2 protein-coding genes are annotated in these 1,165 nt (G+C 51.4%); both read left to right on the forward strand.

Annotated features, from left to right (window positions below; all coding sequences use genetic code 11):
* Positions 1 to 459, forward strand: a 459-nt coding sequence (locus RTW80_RS25690; RefSeq protein WP_206297235.1) for a hypothetical protein, incomplete at its 5' end; no start/stop codon positions are given.
* Positions 452 to 1,165: incFII family plasmid replication initiator RepA (gene repA, locus RTW80_RS25695; RefSeq protein WP_312720883.1), on the forward strand; the 714-nt coding region annotated here is incomplete at its 3' end. The genes RTW80_RS25690 and repA, both read left to right, overlap by 8 nt.

Here is a 1,165-nt window from a genome sequence, read left to right on the forward strand (position 1 = left end):
GTAATAGCGGGTGGGATTGAATCAGATCTTCACATTGATTCCAGCAAGTATCCTCACCCGTTTTGCAGCCTTCTCCAGAAAAGGGCTCATTTTGACTCCTTCAAGCATCTGATCTTCATCAGAGGTTTGCTTGCAATAGCGCATGGCAAACGTAAAAATAAAATCAGCGCGTCGATGGTTAGTTTTTATGTTTCCCTCGTACAAGTAATGTGCGCACACTACATCCCTGATACGAACAAAGTTAACTTATCTGTTAAAGAGCTTTCAGTTTGTAGTGGAGGTTCATACACTCGTGTTTGGAGAGCCCTCAAAACTCTTGATAATGATCTTCATCTCATCGCTTTTGATGGAGGAACCATCTGGTTCAGACCAGATATGTTCGAAACTTTACGTGTCGGCCCAGACGAGCTAGTTACCGCCCGTAGGAGGGGGAATAGTGTTGGAGGGGGACATGGCTGATCTCCTTCAAAAATACTATTCACAGGTTAAAAATCCGAATCCGGTGTTCACACCCCGTGAAGGTGCCGGAACGCTGAAGTTCTGCGAAAAACTGATGGAAAAGGCGGTGGGCTTCACCTCCCGTTTTGATTTCGCCATTCATGTGGCACATGCCCGTTCGAAGGGACTGCGTCGGCGCATGCCACCGGTACTGCGTCGCCGGGCTATTGATGTGCTGCTGCAGGGGCTGTGTTTTCACTATGACCCGCTGGCCAACCGCGTCCAGTGCTCCATCACTACGCTGGCCATTGAGTGCGGACTGGCGACGGAGTCTGCTGCCGGAAAACTCTCCATCACCCGGGCCTCCCGAGCCTTGACGTTCCTTGCAGAGCTGGGACTGATTACCTACCAGACGGAATATGATCCGCTTATCGGGTGCTACATTCCGACCGATATCACGTTCACACCGGCGTTATTTGCCGCCCTTGATGTGTCTGAGGATGCAGTGGTTGCTGCGCGCCGCAGTCGTGTTGAATGGGAAAACAGACAGCGCAAAAAGCAGGGGCTGGATACCCTGGGTATGGATGAACTGATAGCGAAAGCCTGGCGTTTTGTGCGTGAGCGTTTCCGCAGTTACCAGACAGAGCTTAAGTCCCGTGGAATAAAGCGTGCCCGTGCGCGTCGTGATGCGAACAGGGAACGTCAGGATATCGTCACCCTGGTGAAA

It is taken from the genome of Escherichia sp. AM3, assembly GCF_032029835.1.
In the GTDB taxonomy this organism is placed as follows: Bacteria; Pseudomonadota; Gammaproteobacteria; order Enterobacterales; family Enterobacteriaceae; genus Escherichia; species Escherichia coli.